Origin of the sequence: Pseudomonas sp. IC_126 (genome assembly GCF_004331835.1) — a bacterium.
GTDB lineage: Bacteria > Pseudomonadota > Gammaproteobacteria > Pseudomonadales > Pseudomonadaceae > Stutzerimonas.
The window spans coordinates 20,408-36,433 of record NZ_SJSS01000001.1; the positions used below are offsets into that span (position 1 = coordinate 20,408).

Here is a 16,026-nt window from a genome sequence, read left to right on the forward strand (position 1 = left end):
GTTATGGATTTGGGAATCGCAGGGCGCAGCGCAATTATCTGCGCTTCGTCTCGTGGCCTCGGCAAGGCCTGCGCGCTGGCGTTGGCGCAGGAAGGTTGCCGCGTATTGATCAACGGGCGCGATGCCGAGCAGTTGGAGCGCACGGCGGCGGAAGTCGAGACCGCCACAGGTCACAGGCCGCTTGTCGTGCGCGGCGATCTGAATACCGAAGAAGGCCGAGCCGCCCTGATCGCCGCATGTCCCGCGCCCGACATCCTGATCACCAACAACGGCGGCCCCGCGCCGGGCAGGATCGAAGACTGGGACCATGCGGCCTGGCTGCGGGCTATCGAGGCAAACATGTTGTCGGCAATCTTGCTGATCCAGGGCGTGGTCGGTGGCATGCGCGAGCGGCGCTTCGGACGGATCATCAACATCACCTCGGCCATGGTGAAGTCGCCGCGCCTGCCCTTGGGACTTTCCACCGCCTCTCGGGCAGGGCTGACGGCGTTTTCCAAAGCGTTGTCCAGCGAAGTGGTGCGCGACAACGTGACCATCAACAACCTGCTACCTGAACGCATCGAAACCGACCGCTTGCGCTACATGACCGCGCAGCTGGCCAAGCACAGAAAGCTGAGCCTGGAAGATGCGCGCACCGAGATGCTCAGGCCCGTAGCGGCGCGGCGGTTCGGCAAGCCGGAAGAATTCGCCGCGGCTTGTGCATTTCTTTGCTCGGCTCAGGCGAGCTACATCTCGGGGCAAAACCTTCAAGTGGATGGCGGGAGCTACGATGGCTTGATCTGACGCGGCGGCAAGCGGGCTTTCCAGTCTTCGGGAGGCGTTTCCTCAGCCGCGAAGTCCAGCTCCACTTCCACGCCATTGGGGTCCAGGAAAAACAGCTGCCAGGTACGGACCGCCCCCGGCGCTCTGATGACACGAAATTCGATGCCGCGATCTTCGAGCAGTTGCCATGTCTGCCGCAGCCCTTCGGCCCAAAACGCCATGTGGTCGAGCACGCCGCAGCGGGGCTCTGGCATTCGCTGCACCTGCACCACGTGCAGCAGCGGGTGGCCGTTGGCATAGAGCCACAAGCCAGCCACCGGAAAAGGCGGGCGCGGGCCTTCGGTCAACCCGAGCAGGTCAATGTAGAACTCGCGCGTTGCCTGCAGCTGATCCGTCACGATCGTGAAGTGGTCCATTCGTTCGATCACGAAGCTCTCCCTTGGATGTGGTCGCATCGCATATGAACAGATGCTGGCATCGCGACGCTAGGTAATTGTACATATAGCTGATATCTGTCTATATTCAAGATTCCAACAATAAGAATGACTTGAATGTACGCATCCGATTCTGCTTCACGCCCTGCATCAATCCCTTCCGCTTACGGCACCGCTCGTGACCCTGTCGGCGTCATCTGACGGAGCGCTCGCTGAGCCCTTTCCCTACTTCAAGCTGTGGGTCCTGGTGCTGTGCCAGATCGGCATGCACTCATGCCTGACCGGGATGCGCATGGCCGCGCCACTGCAGCTGCTGCAACGCGATATGGATGTCTGGGCGGTCGGCGTGGTGATGGCGATGTTTGCGACCGCGCCGGTATTTCTCGCCCTGACCGCGGGTCGTATGGCGGACCGACACGGCTATCACCGCCCGACACGCATCGCCGCGAGCCTGTCCTTTGCCGGCGCGGTGATCGCCAGTTCGACGAGTCATTACCTGTGGCTTTGTCTGGCTGCCGCACTCTGTGGCGGCGGCTCCAGTTTCGGGTTGATCGCGCTTCAGCGCACGGCGGCGCGCCTGGCGCGTAACGCAGGCGAGCGCATGAAGGTATTGGGTTGGATCGCTATCGCGCCGGCCCTGGCCAGCCTGATCGGGCCTCTGGGAACGGGACTGCTGATCGATCATTACGGTTTTCGCATTGCGTTTGCGGCCCTGGCGATACTGCCCCTCGGTACGCTGCTGCTATCGCAGTGGGTGCCGCGCGAACAGATGGCCGCCCCGGTATCGCGCGAGCAGCGACGCCCTGCATGGGATCTGCTGCGCGAGCCGTCGTTTCGCCGATTGTTATTCATCAACTGGCTGGTGTCGGCCAGCTGGGATGTGCATTCCTTCGCCTTGCCGATTCTGGGCAATGCCCGGGGCATGAGCGCCTCGGTGATCGGCGCGATCCTCGCCGCCTACGCCGTCACCTCGACACTGGTGCGGCTGCTGTTGATACCGCTACTGGCCAATCGTCTGTCGCAGCGCTCGATCATCTTGAGTGCCCTGCTGCTCACCGCAGCGGTGTACGCCATCTACCCCTGGCTCGGCCCCGCCTGGGCGATGGCCCTGGGAACCGCCACGCTGGGTGTTGCGCTGGGCACTATTCAGCCTGCGTTGATGACACAACTGCACCATGTGACCCCCAGTGCGCGTCACGGCGAAGGGCTGGCGGTGCGCTCGGTATTTATCAATTGTTCCGGAGCCTGCATGCCGCTGCTGTTCGGCGTGCTGGGCGCGGCGCTCGGTGCCGCATCGCTGTTCTGGTTGATGAGTGGCGTGCTGCTGGCTGGGAGCTGGCAGGCGCGTCGGCTAGGCGCTGCCGGGGGTTAGCCACAGTAGGCTGCAAAAAATCGTACGAAGTCGGTGCGAATAAACAATTTATAGGATTCTGTATAAAAACTATCAGTCTGACACTGGAATCATCCTGGTTCATGCACTAGCTTCTTAATTCGCCGAACGAGGCCGGGCTCGGTTTCGCTCCGGCGTAGAACAGCAGAACAGTGAAACATTGGAACAATAACAAGACACCCAGAGGTGCTTATGAACGAGTCAACGCTGCACGGCCTGCGTGTGGTCAGTCTGGGGTCGGGTATCGCGAGTGCTGCGGCGGGCTTGCAGCTGTACGAAGCGGGTGCCGAGGTGTTTCTGGTCGAACCGCCCGACAACCCGGCTCGGCGCGAGGAAGCGCTGTTCGCCGTGCTCAATCGGGGCAAGCGCAGTGTCACGCTGGATATCAACGTGCCGGATGGGCAGCAGCGGCTCGAACGGCTGCTGGCCGCGGCCGACGTGCTTATTCACGAATTCACTCCCAAGCAGGCCGCGACGCTGGGGCTCGACGATGCACAGCTGGCGCAGCGATTTCCTGCGTTGATCGTTTCGGCCATTACCGGCTGGCCGAAGAAGCATCCACTGGCTGGGGCAGTGCCACGTGAAACGCTGGTGATGGCACGCCTGGGCCTGCTCGACGAACAGCCGGGCCACCGCCCTGGGCCGGTCTTCGTGCGCATGCCCTTTGCCAATTGGCTGGCAAGCTGGCTGTGTGTGGTGGGCGTGATGGCGCGGTTGATCGCGCGTGATCGTGATGGCCGTGGCGGCGCCGCGCACACCAGTCTGGCTCAGGCCGCGCTGGTCCCGATGACCATGCACTGGAGCCGCGCGCAAACACCGACGCCGGTATTCGCCAAGGGGCTGGACAAGCACATTCCGATCCCGCTGCACCAGTGCGCCGACGGCCGCTGGATTCATGTGCATTACTCGCCGGATAAAGCCCCATTGATGGCCAATGCCATGGCAGAACTGGGCGAGGCGGAAGTCGCCCGGCTCAATGCGCAATGGCCGCCGAGCCACGTGGCGCCGAATTTCGGAGCCAACCGGGCCATCATCGCCACGCGGCCCGCTCATGAGTGGGTCGAGCATTTCTGGCAGCACGATGTTTCGGCGCAGATTGCCGCGCCCTTCGGCGACATCTATTTCGACGAGCAGGCGCGACTGAACGGGTATGTGGTCGAAGTGGAAGACGCCACGCTCGGCAAGACGCTGCAACCGGGACCAGCCTGGATGATCACCCCACCGGCACGCATCGGCCGTTCCGCACCTCAGCCCGGCGCGGACAATGACAGCGACTTTAAGGACTCGCCAACGCTGCGTCTGGTTCCGGGCACTGGGCGTCAGGGCGAGCCGTTGCCTCCTTTGCATGGTCTCAAGGTGCTCGACTTGGGCGCCTATCTGGCTGGGCCGTTCGCCTGCATGATGCTGGCCGATCTGGGCGCGGAGGTGATCAAGGTCGAGGCCCCGACCGGCGATGCCATGCGCCGACTGGAGCGCATTTTCAGTGGAACTCAGCGCGGCAAGCTGGGCGTCGCGCTAAAACTCGGCGATGAGCTGAGTCAACCGGCGGTCGAGGCGCTGGTGCGCTGGGCCGATGTGGTCCATCACAACATGCGCCTGCCGGCGGCGCGCAAGCTGAAGGTCGATTACGACAGTCTCAAGCGGATCAATCCGCAACTCATTTATTGCCACGTCAGCGCTTACGGACCCACCGGACCACGTGCCGATTGGCCCGGCTTCGACCAGTTGATGCAAGCCTCCTGCGGTTGGGAAGTGGAGCAGGGCGGTGCCGGCCAACCGCCGATGTGGCTGCGTTTTGGCGTTGGTGATTTCTTTGCGGGACTTTCTTCGTTGTACGTTCTGCTGTTGGGGCTTTACCAGCGCGCGCGGACCGGTGAAGGGCAGATGGTGAACGCGTCGTTGCTTGGCGCGACCTTGCTCACCATGAGCGAAGCGGTGGGCCGTGAGGACGGCAGGGTCACGCCCATCGCGCATCTGGACGCCAGCCAGACCGGCCTTTGCGACACGCACCGGCTGTATTGCTGCAATGACGGTTGGATCGCCGTGGCGGCGCTGGAGCCCGAAGAAGCGCAGCATTTCCGTGCGCTGGCCGGAGCGGACCCTGAAACGTATTTCGTCGGGCGGACACAGTCCGATGCGCTGTCATCCTTGAGCGCACAAGGCGTGCCCGCCGAAGCCGTTCTCGAGGCGCAGCTCGACCCCTTCCTCGACAACCCCGACCACGCCGCGGCTGGCTTGCATACCCACTATCAACATGCGGTGTACGGCGAGCTGCAACAGATTGGCGCGTTCTGGGATTTCGGTGATCTGCCGTTGTCGCTGGATCGTCCGCCGCCCGCCCTCGGCCAGCACAGCCGCGATGTACTCGGCGGGCTTGGCTTGGAAAACAGCGAACTGGAACGTCTGGCCGCGGCCGGTGTGGTTCGGCTGTAAGCAATTGATGCACAAAGGCGGCCCACTCCGGCTGAAGTCAACGATGAACCCGACCCGATCGTTCGATCGCGGGTTGGGTTGAACACACCGGAATAACGCATGAACGAATTGGATTTCAGCGGCAAAACGGTGCTGGTCGTCGGTGGCTCCAGCGGCATCGGTAACGGTATCGCGCAGAACTTCCGTCAACGCGGCGCCGAGGTGCACGTCTGGGGCACTCGTCCGAGCGCGCAGGATTACGCCGACTCGGCGGATTCGCATCTTGAAGGGCTGCACTACGCGCAGGTCGATGTCTCCAATGCCAACCTGATCGAGGCGGCGATCGTGCCGTTCACTCGACTCGACGTGCTGGTTCAGGCGCAAGGTACGGTGCTGTACGACCGTCAGGAATTTCTCACCGACGGCTTCAAGAAAGTAGTCGATATCAACCTCACCAGCCTGATGGTTTGCGCGCAGAAGTTCTTCGAACTGTTGAAGGAATCACGAGGCGCAATGCTCATCGTCAGCTCGGCCGCCGCCTTCCATTCGACCCGCGGCAATCCGGCCTACAACGCCTCCAAGACCGGCGCTTTCGGTTTGACGCGCACGCTCGGCGAGGCTTGGGCGCGTGAGGGAATCCGTGTCAACGGCATCGCGCCGGGCCTGGTGGAAACCAAGCTCACGCGCATCACCACGGAACACCCCAAACGTCTCGAAGGTGCGCTTCGTGGTATCCCGCTGGGCCGCCTCGGCACCCCGCAGGACATGGCCAACGTTGCGCTGTTCCTGGCTTCGCCGCTGGCTGGCTACATGCTGGGTCAGACCCTGTTGGTCGACGGCGGCATGCTGCTCGCTTGAGCGCCACTCATATTTTAGGAGCACGACATGGCCTGGGATTTCGAAACCGATTCGGACTTTCAAACGGAACTGGACTGGATCGACCGCTTCGTTCGCGAAGAGGTCGAGCCGCTGGAACATGTACTGGGCAGCCCCTGGAACATCCACGACCCTCTGTTCAAGCAACTGGTGCGTCCACTACAGGCGCAGGTCAAGGCGCGCAAACTCTGGGCCTGTCATCTTGGTCCGGAGCTGGGCGGGCCGGGATACGGCCAGGTACGCCTGGCCCTGATCAACGAAATTCTCGGCCGCGCACTGTTCGCGCCTATCGTGTTTGGCTGTCACGCGCCCGATTCGGGCAATGGCGAAATTCTCGCCCACTACGGCAGTGAGGAGCAGAAGCGCAAATACCTCAAGCCCTTGCTCGATAATGAGATCGTCTCCTGCTTCGCCATGACCGAGCCCCAGGGCGGCGCCGACCCCAGCGTGTTCACCACCGAGGCCGTACGCGACGGCGATGACTGGCTGATCAGCGGCGAGAAGTGGTTCGGCTCCAATGCACGCTATGCGGCGTTCTTCATCGTCATGGCGGTGACCGACAAGAGCGTATCGGTGCACAAGGGCACCACCATGTTCATCGTGCCGGCGAATGCGCAGGGCGTGACCATCGTGCGCAACGTCGGCATAGCGGATGATCCGGAGGCGACGCACGCCTACCTGCGTTTCGATAAGGTGCGGGCATCGTCCGCCGACCTGCTCGGCAAGCCCGGCGAAGCCTTCGTCGTCGCTCAAGTGCGACTCGGCGGTGGTCGCGTGCACCACGCCATGCGTGTGATCGGCCAGGCGCAGAGAGCGCTCGATGCGTTGTGCGAGCGCGCCCTGTCGCGCACCACGCAAGGTGGCCTGTTGGCCGAAAAACAAATGGTGCAGGAAAAGATTGCCGACTCCTGGATCGAACTGGAGCAGTTCCGGCTGCTGGTGATGCGCACCGCCTGGCGTATCGACAAGTACCAGGACTATCTGCGCGTGCGCAAAGACATCGCCGCGGTAAAGGCGGCGATGCCCAAGGTGCTGCATGACATTGCCGCCCGTGCGCTGCATGTGCATGGCTCGATCGGCGTATCCGAAGAGATGCCGTTCGCCGGGTACATCCTGCGCTCCTTCCAGATGGGGCTGGCGGACGGGCCGACCGAGGTGCACAAGGTGACGGTGGCCAAACAGCTGCTCCGCGACTATCAGCCAAGCGACAGCCTGTTTCCCAGCTACCATCGCCCGACTGCGACGGCGCTGGCGCGTGAAAAATATGCTGACGCGCTGGCGACGCTGGAACAAAGCGGAGAGCAGCGTTGAGCGGCGGGGCTGACTGGCATGAGCTGGTCGATCTCGACCGTTTGCGTGCCTGGATGGAAGAGCGGGAACTCGCATCCGGGCCGCTGGAAAATGCCGTGCGACTGACGGGTGGCACTCAAAACCTGTTGCTGCGCTTTCGGCGAGGCGAGCGTGAATTCGTGCTGCGTCGACCATCGGCGGCGCTACGGGAAGTAGGCGGCAAGACCATCTCCCGCGAAGCTCGCATGCTAAAAGCGCTGGCGGGCAGCCGGGTGCCGCATGCGGGCTTGGTCGCCGCCTGCGATGACGAGGCCGTTCTGGGCGCGAAGTTCTACCTGATGGAGCCGGTGGATGGCTTCAATCCCAATTCCGCGGCCGGCTTGCCGCTGCCCCATGCCGCCGACCGCGACATGCGTCGGCGCATGGGGCTGGCCATGGTCGATGCGCTGCTCTGCCTTCATGAGCTGGACTATCGAGCCATCGGCCTCGACGACTTCGGGCGCCCCGGCGGTTTCCATCAACGACAAGTCGCGCGCTGGCTGCATCAGCTCGAAAGCGTCGCCGGCTGTGCCGGTTGGCCGGGCGCAGGCAGCCTTCCTGGGCTCGACCGGCTGGCGCGCTGGCTGAATGACAACTGCCCGCAACGGTTCAGCCCCGGCATTCTGCATGGCGACTATCACCTGTCCAATATGATGTTCAGCCGCGAGGGGCCGGCGCTCAGCGCGATCGTCGATTGGGAGCTGGCCACCATTGGCGATCCTCTGCTTGATCTGGCCTGGCTGGTGGTGACATGGCCGGACGCCGGCGGCCATGGCGCCGGCACGATCGAGGTGCATCCCTGGGACGGCTTTCCCGCAGCGGATGAATTGGTGGCGCGCTACGTGGTGGGCAGCTCCCGAAGCTTCGAAGCCTTTACCTGGTATCTGGTACTGGCGGCTTTCAAGCTTGGCATTTTTCTCGAAGTCAGTTACGCCCGCGCCTGCGCGGGCAAGACATCTATGGAACACGGTAGAAAGCACCACGCCTCGGCGCTGCGGCTGTTCGAGAAGGCGTTAGAGCGTATTGGCTAGCTGTCCGAGCAAGCCGGCTTCGCGGAGCTAGCCAGCGTGAACCTTGGGTCGACTCAGCGAGGGTCGATTCGTTGCCAACACGGCGCTAAGCACGAAATCGATCGCGTAGCTGCGCCACGCTTTCAAGCCTGCGGGTGTGTTGGTATCGAATCCCGTTGCGGTGGAAGTGATGTGGCGACTGGTGAACCAGAGGGTGGTCAGTAACATGGAGGCCCCGCAGAACATGCGCGCGTCTACATCAGGCAGAAAATCTTCGCTTTCAACGCCGCGTTTGAGGATTCGTCCGATCAGCTCTATCAGCGGTGCGGCTATGGCACCGAAGCGATTCTGGTTGTACGTTCCATGCTCATGGAGGCGAAAGCTCTCCTGTGCGAGTGATCGCAACTCAGGATCCGCGCCGTATTGATCGAAAAGGTATTCCAGTAGAGCTGTCAGCGCCTGGCGTGGCGGCAACTGATCAAGGTCCATCGATAGCAAGTCTTTTATGATCTGCGCCGTGCTTTCGTCCAGCACGCTGGTGAACAGAGTCTCCTTATTGCTGAAGTATTGATAGATTAACTGGCGCGTGACGCCTGCCGCGGTGGCAATTTCCTCTAGCCTCGCACCAGCGAGGCCCTTTTCCGCAAAGATTCTGCGCGCCTCCACAAGTAGACGCTCCAGAGTGGCGCGTTTTCGGGAAAAGGCTTCGGTCTCGCGTGGCGGATGCATGGTGTCTCGACATCTTATTGGTAAGCATCTGAGCCTAAGCCATCTCGGCGAAGGCAGCCAGGCCAGTGAATGGTGCATACCGTTATGATTGAGGTCTGCCTGCCCTCAAAGTGGAATGTAGGCTCGATATCGAAATTTACTTTGGCTGCGCAGAATCGCATCCCGTGCGTTTCAGTCTGTGATCGCCTCCAGCCAAATCGCTTCGGCGGGGCAGGCAGCGGCGCCCTCGCGAGCGCCTTCTTCCAACTCCGGCGGCACGCGGTCGATGGTTAGATAGACAATACCGTCATCGTCTAGTTTGTAGATTTCCGGACAGACCGCAGCGCAGAGTCCGTAACCGCAGCAACGGCTGCGGTCGGCGATTACTTGGTATTGGGTTGTGTGCAGGCTCATGGTGTTTCTCCGGCCAGGTTTAATGACAGAGCGGAAGATTGGCGAAAATGAGGACGCCCCAGAGGCTTGCTCGTTTCCGTAACGCTGCCCATTTGCTCGGTTCAGGCATGATGTCCTCCCGTAGTGCAGCGATTTCCGGCGGGCGTTAGACAACGGTGGAGGGGCGGCCTTGCGGCCGCCTCGTTTACGTGGCCCGTCACGCGCTCAATCCCACAGCACATGGATGTCGCGGGTACCACGCAGCTGTCCACCGGAAATTCGGGGTGCTGGCTTGGATGGGTCCAGGCGCATGTTTGGAAACAGATCGAGCATCGCGTTGATCGCGCAGTTCAGCTCCACCTTGGCGACGAACTGCCCGATACACATATGCGGGCCGAAGCCGAAGCCGAATGACGGCTTTACTTTGCGGTCGATGTCAAACTCGTCCGGGTTCTCGAAGACGTCCTCGTCGCGGTTGCCGGATATGGTCATGCACTGAACCATGCCGCCTTTCGGCACGATGATCCCGCCAATTTCCACTTCCTTCGAGGTCTGGCGAACCTTGAAGGTCGAGATAGGCTCGTGGCGGATCCCCTCGTCGATGAGTTTGCCGATGAGGCTGCGGTCGTTGCGTATCCGCTCCACTAGTTCGGGACGTTGCATCAGGTTGGTCATGATGCAGCTGAACGTGCGAGTGGTGGTTTCCCCAGCTGCCGGGGTCAGCGAGCGGACGAATGTTGTGATCTCATGGTCGTCCAGTGAGCGGCCTTCGGCTTCGGCGTTGATCAGGCGACTGATCAGGTCTGTCTCTTGGGTGCCTTGGGCTCGCCGTGCAACGACGACCTCCTTGATTCCATCATAAAGGTGCTTGGCCGCCTGACCAGCCAGTGGTCCGTAGATCTTGGCTTTTTCCGGATCGATCTGGTTGCCCGCCACCATGGCTAACGCCCAAGTAGCGTACGTCTTGTATTTTTCCGTGTCGCTGGTTGGAAAGCCCATCAGGGCATACATGACGCGAATCGGGAAATCCAGTGCGAAGTCCATTAGATTGGCTCGCTTATCCGCCACCATCGGTTGCAAATAGTCTTCGCGGATAACCCGGTCGATTTCCGGACGCCACTTGTTGACCGTCTCAGGCATGAACACCGGTTGCAGCAGCGCCCGGGTCCGGCGGTGCTGCTCGCCGTCCATGGCAAGGATGATCAGGCCGTCGAAGAACGCGCCTAGCCCTTCGGCGATGAAACCATTGGTGTAGGTTTCGGCGTCGCGCATGATGGCCATGATCTCCTTGTGCTTGAACACTGTCACCGTCGCCTTGGCCGCTTTGGCGCCAGCGTTTGTCGGCACCTTCAAATAGGTATCGACGAAATCGCCCTTCATCACCGGTTCGTTATGGCGGTACTGGCGGCACAGCGCGTGAATGTCTACATCGGTGCCGAGGTATGTGTCGCTTACGGCGTGATAGGCCGCGACGATGTCGAGTTGTTCAAACTGGCTCATTGGCTTCGATTCCCGATTTGGTTTTGTTGTAGTTGTTCTCATACCTCGAACAGGCGACTTGGGCATGTGGCCGGCATCCAGGCAAGTTGGAGCCGGGTGGCATTCGTTTCCCGAGCGGCGATAACCGAGTCATTCGCGTGTCCGCTTTGGGCGTCTGTTCAGCAGAGCGCTCACCCTAACAGCGACAGCGATTTCTCGGGCGGGAAGCCGTTTACACGGCGTAAAGTCGTGGTGCCCAAACGCCTCAGGACAAGGGTGCGAATTCTCCTTGGTCCGCCGTTAGCGCGGCGTTGCGACTTGTCGATCCAAGGCCCCGTTGGGTACGGAGGCTTGGGTTTTCTCCAAGTATTTCGAGCAAGCAGCGCTGGTGCGCAAAAACTCAATACATGAAAGGTTCCCTACATTCCGTTTGACTTCGGGTTAAACGAAAAACCGTATGTAATGGCGATACGGCCGCAGCGTCCGATGTTGCTTACTAAGCTTCTGGATGAACTTCATTCACTCATGCCCGTTGCCGTTGCGCGAAACATGACGTGATCGCCAGGAAGCCGCCTTTATACGAAGGCCCATATAGTTTGGAGCACAGGCATGCAATTGAATAACAAGCGCGTCATCGTTACGGGTGGCGCACGAGGAATTGGCGCCGCGGTAGTCGCGGCTTTTGTAAACGAAGGCGCCCATGTGGCGAGTCTCGACTTAAGCGAAAGCGCCCCGCAGGAGGCAATCGAGGGCAATGGCTGGGCTCGTTCGCATATCTGCGATGTCTCGGATACGGAATCGGTAAAAAGGGCCTTTGCTTGGGCTGCCGCACAGTTGGGCGGGCTGGACGTATTGGTCAATGCTGCCGGAATTGCGCCCAACGCCACTGCAGATGAAATCACCCTGGATGAGTGGGAAAAAGTGTTCGCGGTGAATGCTCGCGGCACCTTTCTGACCAATCGCGCAGCCTACGAGCATATGCACCAAGGTGGCGGGAGGATCATCAACTTCGCCTCAGCCGCTGGCGTGGGCGGGCAGCCAGGCAAGGCACACTACGCTGCCAGCAAGGGCGCGGTCCTGGCATGGACGCGCACCGTCGCACGCGAGTGGGGTCCGCACGGCATTACCGTTAACGCCATCGCTCCGGCGATATGGACGCCGATGTATGACGCCACTCGCGCCAGCATGAGTGACGCACAGCTCGAGCAGCACGATGCATTCATGGCCAGTCTGATCCCGCTGGGAGGTCGGCTTGGCGATGCCGCGCAAGACTTGGCACCCGTTCTGGTTTTTCTTGCCGGCGAAGGTTCGCGCTTCGTAACAGGCCAGACTCTAATGATCGACGGCGGAATGTTAATGCTGAGTTAAGTCAGCGACCGGAGCACTAGTTGCCACGGAGCGGCTTTGACATTCAGGGGCATCCGCCCCGCCTTACCGGAGGTAACGACAATGAATAAGAACATGTTGATCTTTTGCGGTCTGGCTATCTGTCTGCCTGTAACGGCAATGGCTGATGGGCTCGATCTGGACAAGCAGCTGAACGGTCTCGACATCGAGACCGAGGTGGTTGGTTCCAGCGGAGGAGGGAGTGCTGGCACGGCCACTGCCAGCACAACGCAGATGCTGCAGATCACTAACAATGCCGATGTCAGCGTTATGTGCGAACTGCAGCCGGGACCGGCTGAAGCCCAAAGCGACGCGCCGCCACCCACCACCATAGAGCCGGGCGAACAGACCAGCCTCGCCGTGCCGGGTAAATACACCGGCGCACCGTTGCAAGCCAAGTTGGTCTGCGAGCCTCAATAAATTTGCAGTGATGCAGTGATAAAGAATCGCCGGGCATATGCCCGGCGACTTCGTTCTTCTGGCACCCCGTGCGGCCGCGCACTTTATAAGCACATCCCCGCGTGTAGCACTATCGTGCTACTTCAGGCCGCCGAGGAAGTCCATCTTGCCTAGCGACACGCCGCGGTGCCGCAGAATGTCGTAGGCGGTGACGACGTGGAAGAAAAAGTTCGGCAACGAAAATATCTGCAGGCTGCCCTGGCCGGTGAATGGAAGGTCGGCTCGCGGTGTGGCCAGCACTATTTCGCGGTCTTCGCTGCCGTTGAGATCCTCGGGGCGAACGCTTTCCAGAAGGGAGACGGTTTTGCTAATCCGCGAGCGCAGCTCGGCGAAGCTGCGATCTTCATCCTTTTGGAGTTCGGCAGGCTTGCCCGTGATGCCTGCGACAAACAGCAGTGGATGCAAGCATGCCATCTGAATCTGCTGGCTGAGGTTGAACATGTCATCGGTCAAACGGGCTTCAAGCAGGTCTTTCGGATCGGCGCCCGTTTCGTCCACATGGGCCTGCGCCTTGGCGAGGATGTCTGAAAGGTTGTTCAACAGGCGGGTGAAATAAAAAACAGATGACTGGTGCATAGTGAGCGCCATTGTTGTTCTCCTGTTAAGGCGTTCAATAGAAACGGTCGGCGTGGCTGTAGAGTCGCCCGGCGACCGCGCGGACATCAGCGTTGGGTGATACGGCTGACAATGGCCTCGGCATTCATCTGCCGCTCGGGTAACGCTTCCTTTGGAATCTTGAAGCCACCCTTCAGCCCGTCGTTGATCACGCCGTACATGCCCTTGTTGAAGTCGTAGATGACGTTCTTCACAGCGTATGGAATCTGCTTGTCATACAGCTGAACGCCACTCAGGAACATCGAGCGGTAGAGGTTTCCGTCCTGGTCCCAGGCGTCATACAGGCCTGCTCCAAAGGTGTCTTCGTCCAGGTAGTAGTGGCGCTTGCTGTACACGTGGCGCATGCCGGGCTTGAGTGTGGCTTCCACTACGTAGACGCGATGTAGCTCCCAGCGTTCGTACTTCGGATTGGCGTGATGATCGCTGAACTGGTCCATCTGGTCGGCTTCGAAGTTGAACTTGTACGCGTTGTAAGGAATGAACATTTCCCTCTTGCCCACCAGCTTGAAATCGAAGCGGTCCTGCATGCCAGCGAACATCTGCAACTCGTCGAACAACGTCACGCCACCCTGGCTCGCCACAGGCGTGTCATAGGCGAACTCAGGCGCGAGCTTGACGCGGCGCTGGCCTGGCGTGTAGCTCCAGGCGCGGCGTGGCTTCTTGGTCGGGTCCAGATAATCGCTGATACCTGTTACTTCGCCGGCTCGGCGCGCAGGCTGTTTGTTTAGAGAAAACACACGAGCATACATTTCCGGGTCACGATCATCGCGGTCTGTCTGGTAGTAGGGGAATTCCTCGAAAGTGGCCTGTTCGGCGGCCTTGGTGATGGTGCCGTTGCTGTCAATAACCCAGCTGTTGGAGGAGGTCGTAGTGGTAGCGGTCGGCCCGTTCTTGTAGCGCAGCAACTGGTTCCACATCACTTCGTTGCCGGTTTTCGGAATCGGAAACGGCAGGCCGCCGCGGCATGCCGGCTCGATGGAAAGCCCATCGTTATAGGTCTTGCATGCAGTGGCGTTACGCACAGTCGCTTCCATCACATTTTCCGGATACGCCGCAGTGCGATGGGTCGGATACACGTCCATGTACCAGGTTTCCGGATTCTTCTTGAGCAGGTGCTTCTGGCCATCGCTGAGCTTGTCGGCGTACTGGTCCGCGTTGGACGCATCAATACGGTACAGCGGCTTCTCGTCCCTGAACGGGTCGGCCCAGAAGCCACTGTCGGGCTTGAAGTCAGCAGGCGCGGTGGTCAGCCCGCCTTCATACGCTGGGATCGTGCCTTCGGCATTACCGGCCTTGGTCGCGCCAAAGAGGGTGAGTTCGTTGCCCAGTTGCTTGGCTTCTTCGGGGCTGACTGCGGCAATAGAAAACGTCGTGATGCCGCTGAGGGCGGCGCAAAGAGCGAGTTGGAGTTTCATCGTGGGGGTCAGTCTCCGTTTTTGGATTTATTAATGGAGCTTCTTCGAGCAGGAGCGATGCCGTGCATCAGGACCTACCCTAGCTGCTAACGACTTTTGCGGCTTGCGTACCGTTTTATCTCGGGTCAAACGAAACAGCGCCGAGTCGCTGGCTAATAAATGGTGGGGTTGTAGGCTGAGGTACAGCTGCCCGTGACACCGCAATAATTTTGAGTTGTTGCACGTTGTGGCGCCAGGCGACGCCTTGATTTCACGGACGACGAGACAGGTATTGATACTGATTCGACTCGCCATGCGGGCGAATCCCCGAAACCAGGAGCGACTGGTACTTCGCTGCTCTACCTTGGGTGAGCAGCTTTTTTTTGCCCGCGTATGCACTGATTAATCAGCCCGGGTGTTTTGTGAGGCGGTTTATCGAACTTCAATCGCGCTGGCTCGCGAGCGTGATCGACACCGATTCGGCAAAGCGCAGGGCATGTGGTTTGTCGATTTCCACCTCTGCGTAGCGCACCGCATTCGGCTCCATCACCAGATCCAACACTTCCTGTGTCAGGCGCTCGAGCAGCGCGAAGCGGTTCTCCTCAACGTGCCGGATTATCGCTTTGGTAATGGTGCGGTAGTTGAGAGCCTGTTCGATGTCGTTATCGCGTACCGCATCGTTTGCTGCATAAAGGATCGTCAAGTTGATCAACACGTCCTGCTTGTTGAGGATTTCGTCTTCCTTGATGCCGATGTAGGTACGCAGGCGCAGATTCTTGATGCGAATCCGTGCCATTCCCGGTTCCAGTCTCGGCATGTCAGCGGCCTCGAATGAGCTGCAGGAATTCTTGACGTGTGTTGTAGGAGTCGCGGAAACCGCCGAGCATCACCGATGAGGTCATCACCGAATTCTGCTTCTCCACACCACGCATCATCATGCACATATGTTGGGCTTCGATGACCACGCCCACGCCCGCGGCGCTGGTGACCTGCATGACCGCGTCCGCAATCTGCTTGGTCAGGTTTTCCTGGATCTGCAGGCGGCGGGCGTACATGTCGACGATCCGCGCCACTTTCGACAGGCCGAGCACCCTGCCTGTGGGAATGTAGGCGACATGCGCTTTGCCGATGAATGGCAGCATATGGTGTTCACACAGTGAATAGAGTTCGATGTCGCGGACGATCACCATCTCGTCGTTGTCCGACTCGAACAGTGCGCCGTTGACGATTTGCTCCAGGGTCTGGCCATAGCCATGACAGAGATATTGCATGGCCTTGGCCGCGCGCTTGGGCGTATCCAGCAGACCTTCTCGATTTGGATTCTCACCGACTCCTTCGATGATTCCGAGATAGTGTTGCATCATGTCTTCGTTCATAAC

At 60.3% G+C, this 16,026-nt stretch carries 16 protein-coding genes; 8 read left to right on the forward strand and 8 right to left on the reverse strand.

Annotation, left to right across the window (positions count from 1 at the left end):
- The first annotated feature begins 3 nt into the window (after positions 1-3).
- A complete protein-coding gene (locus E0D86_RS00080) occupies positions 4-783 on the forward strand; it encodes an SDR family oxidoreductase (RefSeq protein WP_042926808.1) in 780 nt (259 codons plus the stop codon).
- Here the strand turns inward: E0D86_RS00080 and E0D86_RS00085 are convergent.
- A complete protein-coding gene (locus E0D86_RS00085) occupies positions 765-1,190 on the reverse strand; it encodes a VOC family protein (protein ID WP_131647874.1) in 426 nt (141 codons plus the stop codon). The genes E0D86_RS00080 and E0D86_RS00085 overlap by 19 nt on opposite strands.
- A gap of 184 nt (positions 1,191-1,374) precedes the next feature.
- Here E0D86_RS00085 and E0D86_RS00090 point away from each other — a divergent pair, with 184 nt between their 5' ends.
- From E0D86_RS00090 to E0D86_RS00110, 5 genes are all read left to right on the forward strand, one after another.
- On the forward strand, positions 1,375-2,568 hold the full coding sequence (locus E0D86_RS00090) for an MFS transporter (protein WP_218567995.1): 1,194 nt from the start codon (positions 1,375-1,377) through the stop codon (positions 2,566-2,568).
- Positions 2,569-2,778: 210 nt separating this feature from the next.
- A complete protein-coding gene (locus E0D86_RS00095; RefSeq protein WP_131647876.1) occupies positions 2,779-5,019 on the forward strand; it encodes a CoA transferase in 2,241 nt (746 codons plus the stop codon).
- A gap of 99 nt (positions 5,020-5,118) precedes the next feature.
- Complete coding sequence (locus E0D86_RS00100) at positions 5,119-5,856, forward strand: SDR family NAD(P)-dependent oxidoreductase (protein WP_021208048.1); 738 nt, start codon at positions 5,119-5,121, stop codon at positions 5,854-5,856.
- Between the two features lie 27 nt (positions 5,857-5,883).
- Positions 5,884-7,185, forward strand: a complete 1,302-nt coding sequence (locus E0D86_RS00105) for an acyl-CoA dehydrogenase family protein (protein ID WP_131647878.1) — start codon at positions 5,884-5,886, stop codon at positions 7,183-7,185.
- Positions 7,182-8,234, forward strand: coding sequence for a phosphotransferase family protein (locus E0D86_RS00110; protein WP_255962107.1), 1,053 nt, complete (start codon positions 7,182-7,184; stop codon positions 8,232-8,234). Before E0D86_RS00105 ends, E0D86_RS00110 begins: the two co-directional genes overlap by 4 nt.
- Before the next feature lie 27 nt (positions 8,235-8,261).
- Here E0D86_RS00110 and E0D86_RS00115 read toward each other — a convergent pair whose 3' ends face one another.
- The 3 genes from E0D86_RS00115 to E0D86_RS00125 all read right to left on the reverse strand — a co-directional run bounded on the left by E0D86_RS00115 (position 8,262) and on the right by E0D86_RS00125 (position 10,814).
- Positions 8,262-8,942, reverse strand: a complete 681-nt coding sequence (locus tag E0D86_RS00115; protein WP_131647881.1) for a TetR/AcrR family transcriptional regulator — start codon at positions 8,940-8,942, stop codon at positions 8,262-8,264.
- Positions 8,943-9,113: 171 nt separating this feature from the next.
- Positions 9,114-9,335, reverse strand: a complete 222-nt coding sequence (locus E0D86_RS00120; RefSeq protein WP_021208044.1) for a ferredoxin — start codon at positions 9,333-9,335, stop codon at positions 9,114-9,116.
- Between the two features lie 204 nt (positions 9,336-9,539).
- Positions 9,540-10,814 (reverse strand): cytochrome P450, encoded by a 1,275-nt coding sequence (locus E0D86_RS00125; RefSeq protein WP_131647884.1) that lies wholly within the window; start codon positions 10,812-10,814, stop codon positions 9,540-9,542.
- A gap of 588 nt (positions 10,815-11,402) precedes the next feature.
- Between E0D86_RS00125 and E0D86_RS00130 the strand changes: the two genes are divergently transcribed.
- Positions 11,403-12,161 (forward strand): SDR family NAD(P)-dependent oxidoreductase, encoded by a 759-nt coding sequence (locus tag E0D86_RS00130; RefSeq protein WP_131647887.1) that lies wholly within the window; start codon positions 11,403-11,405, stop codon positions 12,159-12,161.
- Positions 12,162-12,242: 81 nt separating this feature from the next.
- Complete coding sequence (locus E0D86_RS00135; protein ID WP_131647889.1) at positions 12,243-12,599, forward strand: hypothetical protein; 357 nt, start codon at positions 12,243-12,245, stop codon at positions 12,597-12,599.
- 117 nt (positions 12,600-12,716) lie between these two features.
- Here the strand turns inward: E0D86_RS00135 and E0D86_RS00140 are convergent, their stop codons facing one another.
- The 4 genes from E0D86_RS00140 to folE all read right to left on the reverse strand — a co-directional run bounded on the left by E0D86_RS00140 (position 12,717) and on the right by folE (position 16,023).
- Positions 12,717-13,301 carry a DUF1993 family protein gene (locus E0D86_RS00140; protein ID WP_218567996.1) on the reverse strand — a complete coding sequence of 195 codons (585 nt, stop codon included), beginning with the start codon at positions 13,299-13,301 and terminating at the stop codon, positions 12,717-12,719.
- Positions 13,301-14,668, reverse strand: coding sequence for a DUF1329 domain-containing protein (locus E0D86_RS00145; RefSeq protein ID WP_131647891.1), 1,368 nt, complete (start codon positions 14,666-14,668; stop codon positions 13,301-13,303). The genes E0D86_RS00140 and E0D86_RS00145 overlap by 1 nt, the downstream gene beginning before the upstream one ends.
- Before the next feature lie 421 nt (positions 14,669-15,089).
- The gene (gene folX / locus E0D86_RS00150) at positions 15,090-15,464 is read right to left on the reverse strand and encodes a dihydroneopterin triphosphate 2'-epimerase (protein ID WP_131647893.1); all 375 of its coding nucleotides are present in this window, start codon (positions 15,462-15,464) and stop codon (positions 15,090-15,092) included.
- Position 15,465: 1 nt separating this feature from the next.
- Complete coding sequence (gene folE / locus E0D86_RS00155) at positions 15,466-16,023, reverse strand: GTP cyclohydrolase I FolE (RefSeq protein WP_218567997.1); 558 nt, start codon at positions 16,021-16,023, stop codon at positions 15,466-15,468.
- Positions 16,024-16,026: the final 3 nt, after the last annotated feature.

Excerpts from the sequence above, each read along its gene's own strand:
- E0D86_RS00115 (WP_131647881.1), bottom strand. The coding sequence starts at position 8,942 with ATGCATCCGCCACGCGAGACCGAAGCCTTTTCCCGAAAACGCGCCACT.
- E0D86_RS00100 (WP_021208048.1), top strand. The coding sequence starts at position 5,119 with ATGAACGAATTGGATTTCAGCGGCAAAACGGTGCTGGTCGTCGGTGGC.
- E0D86_RS00140 (WP_218567996.1), bottom strand. The coding sequence starts at position 13,301 with ATGTCCGCGCGGTCGCCGGGCGACTCTACAGCCACGCCGACCGTTTCT.
- folE (WP_218567997.1), bottom strand. The coding sequence starts at position 16,023 with ATGAACGAAGACATGATGCAACACTATCTCGGAATCATCGAAGGAGTC.
- E0D86_RS00095 (WP_131647876.1), top strand. The coding sequence starts at position 2,779 with ATGAACGAGTCAACGCTGCACGGCCTGCGTGTGGTCAGTCTGGGGTCG.
- E0D86_RS00080 (WP_042926808.1), top strand. The coding sequence starts at position 4 with ATGGATTTGGGAATCGCAGGGCGCAGCGCAATTATCTGCGCTTCGTCT.
- E0D86_RS00130 (WP_131647887.1), top strand. The coding sequence starts at position 11,403 with ATGCAATTGAATAACAAGCGCGTCATCGTTACGGGTGGCGCACGAGGA.
- E0D86_RS00105 (WP_131647878.1), top strand. The coding sequence starts at position 5,884 with ATGGCCTGGGATTTCGAAACCGATTCGGACTTTCAAACGGAACTGGAC.
- E0D86_RS00125 (WP_131647884.1), bottom strand. The coding sequence starts at position 10,814 with ATGAGCCAGTTTGAACAACTCGACATCGTCGCGGCCTATCACGCCGTA.
- E0D86_RS00145 (WP_131647891.1), bottom strand. The coding sequence starts at position 14,668 with ATGAAACTCCAACTCGCTCTTTGCGCCGCCCTCAGCGGCATCACGACG.
- E0D86_RS00120 (WP_021208044.1), bottom strand. The coding sequence starts at position 9,335 with ATGAGCCTGCACACAACCCAATACCAAGTAATCGCCGACCGCAGCCGT.
- E0D86_RS00135 (WP_131647889.1), top strand. The coding sequence starts at position 12,243 with ATGAATAAGAACATGTTGATCTTTTGCGGTCTGGCTATCTGTCTGCCT.
- folX (WP_131647893.1), bottom strand. The coding sequence starts at position 15,464 with ATGCCGAGACTGGAACCGGGAATGGCACGGATTCGCATCAAGAATCTG.